Here is an 8,998-nt window from a genome sequence, read left to right as displayed (position 1 = left end):
CTTCAGTTCCTTCAACTGATCTACGCCCATCCCACCATATTGCTTGCGCCAGCGGTAATAAGTCTGTTCGACAACGCCGATCCGCCTGATCGCATCAAGACGGGACAGGCCTTGCCCCATCAGAACCTCAACCTGCCGCAACTTCGAGACAATCTCTTCCGGCTTCGGTCGCTTGTTGGCCATTCTCGATCCTCCGTTTCCTAATCATAACGGCGGACCACTTCACTGGGGGAGGATCACAGCTCGAGCGCCGATTCCAAGGCTACAGCAAGCCCTCCGGGAGGCGGCCCTTTCGCGACATCCGGTACCCTGTTGGAGACGACGATGAGGCGGCTCATCCTGTGCCCTCCAGCCTGCGGAAGTGATCCGAAGCGGGGCACGCGTTCCCATGCAGCGCCCTCATGCCGAAGCCCTTTCTATCCAGGCACGCACGTCGGAGGGGGAGGCAACGCGATATCTCGCACAGCTCTGCCTGCAGTCCTCCCCGACACGCACGGATAGACCGTCAAGCCGATTAGCCGCCATGAACATCGGTTCGTCAGTCACGTCGTCGCCCATGGCCAGGGGTTGTCGCCCGGAAAAGGGCTCAGCTTCCATAAAGGCCATGAGCGCATCGCCCTTGTCGCGGCCGCGCGGCCGCAATTCTAATACCTGTTTGCCTTCCTGTAACACCCAGCCCGATCCAACGGCTTCGGTGAGGTCTTGCATCAGGTCACGGAGAGGCATCTCCCTTTCGGGTGCAAGCCGGTAGTGCGCAGCAAAAGCTGCTCCCTTGTCTTCGAATACAACGCCCGGCCAGCGGCCACCTCCTGGCGAAGACGCAACTTCCCGGCGTTGAATTCCGACGTGGTCTTGACGCGCCCTGCATTCCCGGAACCATCTCGCCATTCGGCTCCGTGAAGACCAGATACCGCTAGTTCTGCATCGGGAAACAGGCGGTCGACAAACTCGATTGGTCTTCCTGTCACCAGCGCCAGCGCACCATCGAGCCTTTCGGACATGCGTGCCAGCGCAAACGGCATACCGGGGGGCACGACGACAGCCTCTGGCGTGCTCGCGATATCGAGAAGCGTGCCATCGATGTCGAGAAAGACTGCCAGGCTGGCGATTTGCGTAGGCAGTGCATATGAGTTTGCGCGCCGAGAGGCCGACGCGCCTAGCAACGAATCCTTCTTGTGCATGGCATTAAAATGCAGGTTCAGCCGGAATGGGCAACCCATCTCTTGAGACCGCGTCCCACTACGTCAGCGTAGGCATCGCACCTCAGCGGGTTGACGATCGAAGGACCGTCTCCCTATAACGGCAACCTCTCAAGGCAATTCGGCCTTCCACGCGCTCGACGCTGAATATTTTCGTGGCTGATATGATATATTCGGCCGTGGAACTCTAAGGAGATTCTCGAGCGTATATCACGCTGACATTCAGTGTCATTATCATGTGCTCAATGAAGCGATCCATGAAGCCTAAAATATCTGGAAAGAATCTATACAAGATCTTTGGCAACGATCCTTCGATGGCTCTCAGCCTTCTCTCGTCAGGAAAGAGCAAGGACCAGATATACGAGACGACGGGTCAAGCTGTCGGTGTCCACGATGTGACCTTTACGGTTGTCGAGGGTGAGATTTTCGTCGTGATGGGGCTTTCCGGGTCGGGGAAGTCTACGCTGGTGAGGATGATCAACGGTCTCATCAAACCTAGCGCCGGCGAGATTCTTATTGACGGTATGGACGTTGCCAACTGTTCCGAAGAAGATCTCCGCAACATCCGGCGCGAGAAGGTGGCGATGGTGTTCCAGCACTTCGCCCTCTTTCCGCACAAGACTGTAGCTGAAAACGTTGCCTTCGGACTCAAGATCCGCGGCGTGAAGCAGGCTGAACGCCGGGAACGCGCGCAGGCTGCGCTCGAACAGGTCGGCCTCGGCGCGCGGGCGGACAGCTATCCCGACGAGCTTTCTGGCGGGATGCAGCAGCGTGTGGGACTGGCGCGAGGGTTGGCTTCAGAACCAGAAATCCTGCTGATGGACGAACCGTTCAGCGCGCTCGACCCTCTCATTCGCAGCGACATGCAGCAGGAATTGCTCGAACTCCAGCGCTCGCTGAGAAAGACCATCGTCTTCATCACCCACGATCTCAACGAAGCGCTGACGCTTGGCAATACGATCGCGATTATGCGCAACGGTGCGATTGTCCAGACCGGAAGCGCCGAGGAGATCGTCGGCAGCCCAGCCGATGATTACGTTTCGGCCTTTACGCGCGACATTGACCGGTCGCTGGTATTCAAGGCAGACAGCATCGCCCGGGCGCCTGGGACGATCGATATCGGCTCCAACGATCTGAGTTCGGCGATCGCCCGCATGGAGCAGGTCGGCGCCGACGCCGTTCATGTGCTCGACGGAGACAGGCTCGCCGGGGTTATCACCTACCAAGCGGCCAACGCGGCATTCCGCGATGGAATGACTCTTGAAAGCGTCGTCTCGCATGACTTCCCCACGGCGTCGCCGCAGGCACGGCTGTTCGATCTCTATCCGCTCGCAGGAGCAGGTCTGCCGATCGCGCTCACCGATGAGACGGGCCGGCTCACCGGAGTCGTCCGCCCGCAGGACGTTTTCCGTCAGCTCGCCGGCGAAAGGGAATAGCAATGTGGAGCCCCGCCGACATTCTTTCGCTGCCCTTCGCCGATTGGGTCAATTCGCTGGTACGGGACTGGCTCGTGCCGAATTTTCGGCCTTTCTTCCGCTCGATGCAATGGCCGATCACCCAGGTGCTCAACGGCCTGTCGGCTTTCCTGAATGCCACGCCGATGCTCGTCTTCACGAGCGCACTCGCACTGATCGCATGGCGGACAGCCGGGCGTGGCGTCGCGCTGTTCACGCTCGTCGCCCTGTCGTTCATCGACGTAATCGGCCTTTGGCCGGAAACCATGACGACGCTCGCGATGGTGGTTACCGCCGTGCTTTTCTGCGTCGTGATAGGCATTCCGCTCGGCATCGCCGCCGCGCGGAGCGATATCTTCCGCGCGGTCATGCGACCGCTTCTCGATATCATGCAGACTATCCCGTCCTTCGTGTACCTCGTGCCGATTGTCATGCTGTTCGGCGTCGGGGTCGTTCCCGGCATCATTGCTACCATTATCTTTGCCCTGCCGCCCATAATCCGGCTCACCGACCTCGGCATCCGCAACGTGCGCAAGGACCTGACGGAAGCTGCCACCGCCTTCGGCGCGACGCCGTGGCAGATGCTGGTCGAGGTGCAGTTCCCGCTGGCGCTGCGCACCGTCATGGCCGGCCTCAACCAGACGCTGATGCTGGCACTTTCGATGGTGGTGATTGCCGCGTTGATCGGCGCAGGAGGCCTTGGGCTCACGGTGTTCACGGGCCTTGGCCGGCTCGATGTCGGCAACGCGACGGCCGGCGGCGTCGGCATCGTGCTGCTTGCAATTATCCTTGATCGTATCAGCCAAGCAATGGGCGAGAAGCGTACCGTGCGCGGCCCCTCGCTCCTGGAGACGATACGATCCCTGTTCTCTCTGCGGGCAGCAAGGCCCTCGGAAGAGGCCGAACGGGCAGGCTGAGCCTGCTCCAGCCGCGTCTTGCGCGGTTCCCATGTCCCCAGATCTCAGGTGGGGACGCAAGAAGAAGACAAGGAGACTACTATGACCAAGCCATCTCTCTCTCGGCTTTTTGCCGTCGCCCTATCGGCAGGTGCGATGCTGGCCGTTCCCGTCACATCTTTGCAGGCGCAGGAAGGTCCGGGCGCCGGAACGACCGTCAGAATGGCTCAGGCCACCTGGGACACCGGCTGGTTCGAGGCAGCCGTCTACAAGCAGCTGCTCGAAAAGCTCGGCTACACCGTGGAGGGGCCGACGACGCTCGACAATCCGCCTTTCTATCAGGCCGTCTCTCAGGGTGACCTCGACCTGTGGGTCAATGGCTGGTTCCCGCTCCATAATTCCTACGAGAGCACCTATTCGCAGGGTGCAGAGCTTGTCGGCTATGTCGCCAAGGGCGGAGCGCTGGAAGGCTATCTCGTCGACAAGGCCTCGGCAGAGAAATTCGACATCAAGACCCTCGACGACTTCAAGCGCGACGACGTGAAGGCCGCGTTCGACCGCGACGGCGATGGCAAGGCGGATCTGGTCGCCTGTCCTCCGGGCTGGGGCTGCGAGATCAATATCGAGCACCACCTCGACGCCTACGAGTTGCGTGACCACGTCAATCCGATCAAGGCCAGCTATGCCGCGTCGATGGCTGACGCGGTCGCGGCCTATGGTGAAGGCACGCCGATCCTCTTCTACACTTGGACGCCAAACTGGACCGTCGACACTCTAAAGCCCGGCGAGGATGTCGTATGGATCGAGGTTCCGGAGGTCGACCTGCCGGAAGACCTCATGAGCCTCGCAGATGCCGCCACGCTTGAAGGCGTGGCCGGTTGTGTCAATAATCCGTGCAAGCTCGGCTTTCCGGCAAATGACATCCGTCCGGTGGTGAATTCCAGTTTCCTCGAAGAGAACCCGGCTATCCGTGCGTTGCTCGAGACTGCCTCGCTGCCTATCGAAGACATCTTCTCCCAGAACGCGCGGATGAACGATGGTGAGGGCAGTCAGTCCGACGTCGATCGCCATGCTGCGGAGTGGATCGAGGCAAATGCCGACTTGGTCGATGAGTGGCTCGACAAGGCACGCGCGGCAGCCGACTGACACTGGCTCGATGGCGGCGCAATACGCGCCGCCGTCGTTCCCCTATCGTTACCAAACGCACCACGAGGCACACAGATGCTTTCCGGAGGATATGACCGCAACCCCATATCAGAGGACACGCTAGGGGGGCGGATTTCGCTTGCCCGCGAGATCATGGGGATGAGCTTGGAAGAGGCTGTGTGCAATCTCGGCGTTTTGATGGAAACCTGGAGCGCGTGGGAATGTGACCGTGACATGCCGCGCGCCAACCGGCTGACCATGATGGCCGGGCTACTGGGTGTCAGCCCGTCTTGGCTCTTGACAGGCATCGGGACAGGCCCAGTCGAACGACGGCCGGATAATCCAGCTGAACTCTTGCGTGCGTTCCGCCAGACCTCGCAGGAGGTTGCCAACCTCAGTAGGCGAATGCAGGGAATCGCCGACGCGCTTGCGCACCGGCAGGAAGTGGAGCAAGACGAAACGGCAGCCTGAACCGGAAAGGACTGTTTGCCCGTATGCAACGAATGTTGGAGAGGTGATCGTGACTGCGGAGGTCTTCTCTCATCCCATAATCGTCACCGGCCTCGCGCTGGCGGGGCTGGCCCTTACAGCGCTGTTCGCGAACTTTGTCGTCAAGGCACTTCTATTGCGCGGCCTGAACCGACTGCTGGACTATACCACCTTCGGCCGCGACCCCGAGCTTCGCCGCCATGGCCTGATCGAAAGGCTGGCGAACGTCATGCCTGCGCTGGTCGTTTCGCTCGGCATCGCGCTGGTTCCCAACCTGCCGGCCTTCATCGTCATCGTCGTTAAGAATGTCGCCAACGCCTTCATGATCCTGACGGTGGCGATGGCGCTCAGCGCAGCGTTCAACATCGTCGATACAATTTACCACCGTCGCCCCGATGCCAAGCTGAAGCCGATCAAGGGCTATATTCAGGTCGTCAAGATCGCGGTCTATGTCATCGCGGCGCTGCTTATGATCGCCACGCTGATCGACCGGTCGCCGCTGATCCTGCTGTCCGGCCTCGGTGCGATGGCCGCGGTTCTTATCCTCGTTTTCCAGGATACGCTTCTTTCTCTGGTCGCAGGCATCCAGATTTCCTCCACGGACATGGTACGTGTCGGTGACTGGATCGAGATGCCGAGCCAGAATGCAGACGGCGACGTGATCGAGATTGCGCTGCACACGGTTAAGGTACAAAATTGGGACAAGACCGTCACGACCATCCCAATTCGCAAGCTCGTCACCGATTCATTTAAGAATTGGAGGGGCATGCAGGAATCGGGCGGACGGCGCATCAAGCGAGCTATCTTTCTCGATCAGACCAGCATCCGCTTCCTTGAGCGGGACGATTACGAAAAGCTCGCATCGTTCGGTCACCTCGAGACCTATCTGGAGAAGAAGCGCGCGGAACTGGCCGAGTGGAATGCGAAGCTCGGTGAGCGTGCGAACGTGCCCGCCAACACGCGCCGCACCACCAATATCGGCACTTTACGTGCATATCTGGAGAACTACCTGCACAGCCATCCCGGTATTCATCAGGCAATGACCATCATGGTGCGGCAGCTTCCACCCGGCCCGGAAGGCCTGCCCCTTGAAATCTACTGCTTCACCAACACGACCGCTTGGGCGGCATATGAGGGCGTCCAGGCTGACATCTTCGACCATGTTCTTTCCATCCTGCCTGAGTTCGACCTGCGCGTCTTCCAGAATCCGAGCGGACAAGATTTTCGTGAGCTGTGCAGGCCAGCGTCCCGCTAGGCGAAGCCACTTAAGCCCGAACCCGCATTACAGCGATCCTGGCGCCAAGAGATATTGAGAAAGGTCAGCCCGCGACGAGAAAGTGGCCGATGGCTAACCTCCTTTGAATTTGCATTGGCCCAGCCGATGCTGGACTGTTAAGCTTCATCAAGCAATGCTCCTCTTCCGATATAATGATCCGAGGAGGCAGCAACCATGGCCCGCCGACGAGCGCTCTCTTCCAGGGAGGTCGATGCGCTGCGCGAGGTTGGCATGCACTGGATCTCCGACAACCTCTATCTCCAGATCCGCGATCAGGGGACCAGAAGCTGGCTGTTCCGCTACTGGGTCGACGGCAAGCCCAAGGTGATCGGCCTGGGCGCGACCAGAGACGTCACGCTGGCCGAGGCCCGCGACAGAGCAGACCGCCTGCGCATCGAGATTCGTGATGGCGGTGATCCTGCGGGTCAGAAGAAGGCTGCGCGTGAGGAGAGGAAAGCCGAGCGCGTTGCTGCGGTCGCCACCGCGGTACCGACATTCGAGGAATGCGCCCGGGAATACATCAATTCCCACGAGGCCAGCTGGAAGAACGACAAGCATCGGGCGCAGTGGCGATCGACGCTGAAGACCTATGCCTATCCCTTCATCGGCAAGAAGCCGGTCAACGAGATCGGCATCGATGAGGTGCTCAAAGTGCTGAAGCCAATCTGGACCGAGAAGCCTCCGACGGCAGGAAATCTCAGGGGTCGTATCGACAAGGTTCTCGGCTGGGCGACTGCCATGGGCTATCGCTCCGGCGACAATCCTGCCTCACGCGACGGGCCGCTGATGCATTTGTTGCCCCCGCTGGGCAAGATGAAGGGGCAGAAGAAGCATCATGCTGCCGTTCCGTACAGGGAGGTCCCTGCTGTAGTCGCCGAGATAAGGAAGCTGGATTCCACGAGCGCAAGCGCCTTGCTGTTTACCGTCCTGACGGCGGCACGCACCGGCGAGACGCTGGGCGCGACATGGGACGAGATCGATCTCGACGAGAAGCTCTGGACGATACCAGCCGCGCGCATGAAGGCCGGTGCGGAGCATAAGGTTCCGTTGTCGGACGAGGTGATCAGGTTGCTGAACACCTTGCCGCACACCACAGACGGCAACCCTCATCTCTTTCCCGGCCCGCGGGCGAAGACGTTGTCGAACATGGCGATGCTGCAATGTCTACGCGGCATCCGGGATGACGGCGCTACTGTGCACGGCTTCCGCGCCTCGTTCTCGACCTGGGCTCGGGAGCAGACCGACTTCTCGCCGGAGATCTGAGGTGGTGCTGAGGTGGACCCGTCTGGTGAGACAGCTTGGCGGCTTGGCTAAGGTGGATCGGGTTGGTTTCTACGCCGCCAATTGCTCCGTCATTTGTGCCGTAGCATAGACCTCGTCGGGTGTCCTGCCGCCAAAGGTCGAGTGTGGGCGTCGCTGGTTGTAGTAGTCGATCCAGGAGCCGATGCCGCTGCGCGCCTCGCTGCCGGTCTCGAAGGCATTGAGGAAGACGCACTCGTATTTGAGACTGCGCCACAGCCGCTCGATGAAGACATTGTCCATCCAGCGGCCGCGCCCGTCCATGGAGATACGGATACCGGCGTCCTTCAACGTCGTGGTGAAGGCGAAGCTGGTGAACTGGCTCCCCTGGTCGGTGTTGAAGATGTCGGGCCTGCCGTGCCGGGCAATCGCCTCTTCCAGAGCAGCGACGCAGAAGTCGGCCTCCATCGTGTTCGACAGCCGCCAGGACAGCACCTTGCGGCTGAACCAGTCCATGATGGCGACGAGGTAAAGGAAGCCGCGTCGCATTGGGATGTAGGTCGCGTCGGCACACCAGACCTGATTGGGCCGCTCGATCGCCAGATGCCGCAGCAGGTATGGATAGATGCGGTGCTGGGGATGCGGCTCGCTGGTCTTCGGAGCCTGGTAGATCGGTGACAGGCCGATCTTGCGCATCAGCCGCCGGACCCGCTTGCGGCCCACGCACCAGCCTTGACGGCGCAGGTGCCGCGCCATCTGCCTGGAGCCATACCAGGGCATTTCCATGAAGGCCTCGTCGATGATGCGCATCAGTTCGAGGTTCTCCGGGCTCTCGCCGGCAGGCTGTCGATAGAACGACGCCCGCGAGATCGAGACCAGTTCGCACTGGCGGCAGATCGAGAGCCGGTTGTGATCGGGATCAATCATCATACTCCTCCGATCCAGGCTCAGCGATCGAAGGCTTTGGCCAAAAAATCCCGCTCAACGACGAGTTGGCCGATCTTGGCGTGCAGTTTCGTCACCTCGGCCTCCCGGCCGACCTGTGCATCCGCTGCCTTGTCGTCGAACGCCTTGGCCAGGTTCTCAATGGCCTGCCGTTTCCACTGGGTGATCTGGTTGGGATGAAGCTGGTGCTTCGTCGCCAGTTCCGAAATCGTCMGCTCGCCGCGGATCGCCTCAAGCGCAACCTTGGCCTTGAACTCGGCCGAGAACCGTCTGCGTGTCTTCATGCTGGATCGTCCTTTTCATCGGAAAATCCACCTTATGCCCCTGTCTCAAAAACCGGCACCACCTCACATC

Annotated in this window: 9 protein-coding genes and 1 pseudogene; 6 read left to right on the top strand and 4 right to left on the bottom strand. The window is 60.4% G+C overall.

From position 1 onward, the window contains the following. From L598_RS19520 to L598_RS21930, 3 genes and pseudogenes are all read right to left on the bottom strand, one after another. Positions 1–183 (bottom strand): transposase (locus L598_RS19520; protein ID WP_144861970.1); only part of this gene is annotated, 183 nt, incomplete at its 3' end. Positions 184–399: 216 nt separating this feature from the next. Beyond that, positions 400–888: a trehalose-phosphatase gene (gene otsB, locus L598_RS21935; protein ID WP_281407428.1), complete on the bottom strand. Its 489-nt coding sequence runs from the start codon at positions 886–888 to the stop codon at positions 400–402. 38 nt (positions 889–926) lie between these two features. Next, positions 927–1,181 (bottom strand): annotated as a pseudogene (locus tag L598_RS21930) (trehalose-phosphatase); the annotation flags it as partial. 332 nt (positions 1,182–1,513) lie between these two features. On the opposite strand from L598_RS21930, the gene L598_RS19510 reads away from it, so the two are divergent. From L598_RS19510 to L598_RS19485, 6 genes are all read left to right on the top strand, one after another. Further along, complete coding sequence (locus tag L598_RS19510) at positions 1,514–2,635, top strand: glycine betaine/L-proline ABC transporter ATP-binding protein (protein WP_246658845.1); 1,122 nt, start codon at positions 1,514–1,516, stop codon at positions 2,633–2,635. Between the two features lie 2 nt (positions 2,636–2,637). Then, positions 2,638–3,570 carry a proline/glycine betaine ABC transporter permease gene (locus L598_RS19505; RefSeq protein WP_144706661.1) on the top strand — a complete coding sequence of 311 codons (933 nt, stop codon included), beginning with the start codon at positions 2,638–2,640 and terminating at the stop codon, positions 3,568–3,570. An 81-nt stretch (positions 3,571–3,651) separates the two neighbouring features. After that, entirely contained in the window at positions 3,652–4,695 is a 1,044-nt protein-coding gene (gene proX / locus L598_RS19500; protein ID WP_144706663.1) for a glycine betaine/L-proline ABC transporter substrate-binding protein ProX, read from the top strand. Positions 4,696–4,770: 75 nt separating this feature from the next. Then, positions 4,771–5,166 (top strand): transcriptional regulator, encoded by a 396-nt coding sequence (locus L598_RS19495; RefSeq protein WP_144706665.1) that lies wholly within the window; start codon positions 4,771–4,773, stop codon positions 5,164–5,166. A 49-nt stretch (positions 5,167–5,215) separates the two neighbouring features. After that, positions 5,216–6,439, top strand: coding sequence for a mechanosensitive ion channel family protein (locus L598_RS19490; RefSeq protein WP_144865386.1), 1,224 nt, complete (start codon positions 5,216–5,218; stop codon positions 6,437–6,439). A 195-nt stretch (positions 6,440–6,634) separates the two neighbouring features. After that, positions 6,635–7,723 (top strand): site-specific integrase, encoded by a 1,089-nt coding sequence (locus L598_RS19485; RefSeq protein ID WP_144865384.1) that lies wholly within the window; start codon positions 6,635–6,637, stop codon positions 7,721–7,723. Between the two features lie 69 nt (positions 7,724–7,792). On the opposite strand, the gene L598_RS19480 is transcribed toward L598_RS19485, so the two are convergent. Next, positions 7,793–8,928, bottom strand: a protein-coding gene (locus L598_RS19480; protein ID WP_246658844.1) for an IS3 family transposase whose coding sequence is annotated in 2 segments (ribosomal slippage) — positions 7,793–8,661 and positions 8,661–8,928 — 1,137 coding nt in all. Because the reading frame shifts where the segments join, the coding sequence is not laid out codon by codon here. Positions 8,929–8,998: the final 70 nt, after the last annotated feature.

This window comes from Mesorhizobium sp. J18, from assembly GCF_007829525.1.
In the GTDB taxonomy this organism is placed as follows: Bacteria; Pseudomonadota; Alphaproteobacteria; order Rhizobiales; family Rhizobiaceae; genus VLJP01.
Note: the sequence above shows the minus strand (reverse complement) of the source record. Positions and strands in the feature narration are given on the sequence as shown.

What these genes read in the sequence shown, in the direction of transcription:
- otsB (WP_281407428.1), bottom strand. Translation starts at nt 888, where the DNA reads ATGGCGAGATGGTTCCGGGAATGCAGGGCGCGTCAAGACCACGTCGGA.
- L598_RS19510 (WP_246658845.1), top strand. Translation starts at nt 1,514, where the DNA reads ATGGCTCTCAGCCTTCTCTCGTCAGGAAAGAGCAAGGACCAGATATAC.
- L598_RS19505 (WP_144706661.1), top strand. Translation starts at nt 2,638, where the DNA reads ATGTGGAGCCCCGCCGACATTCTTTCGCTGCCCTTCGCCGATTGGGTC.
- proX (WP_144706663.1), top strand. Translation starts at nt 3,652, where the DNA reads ATGACCAAGCCATCTCTCTCTCGGCTTTTTGCCGTCGCCCTATCGGCA.
- L598_RS19495 (WP_144706665.1), top strand. Translation starts at nt 4,771, where the DNA reads ATGCTTTCCGGAGGATATGACCGCAACCCCATATCAGAGGACACGCTA.
- L598_RS19485 (WP_144865384.1), top strand. Translation starts at nt 6,635, where the DNA reads ATGGCCCGCCGACGAGCGCTCTCTTCCAGGGAGGTCGATGCGCTGCGC.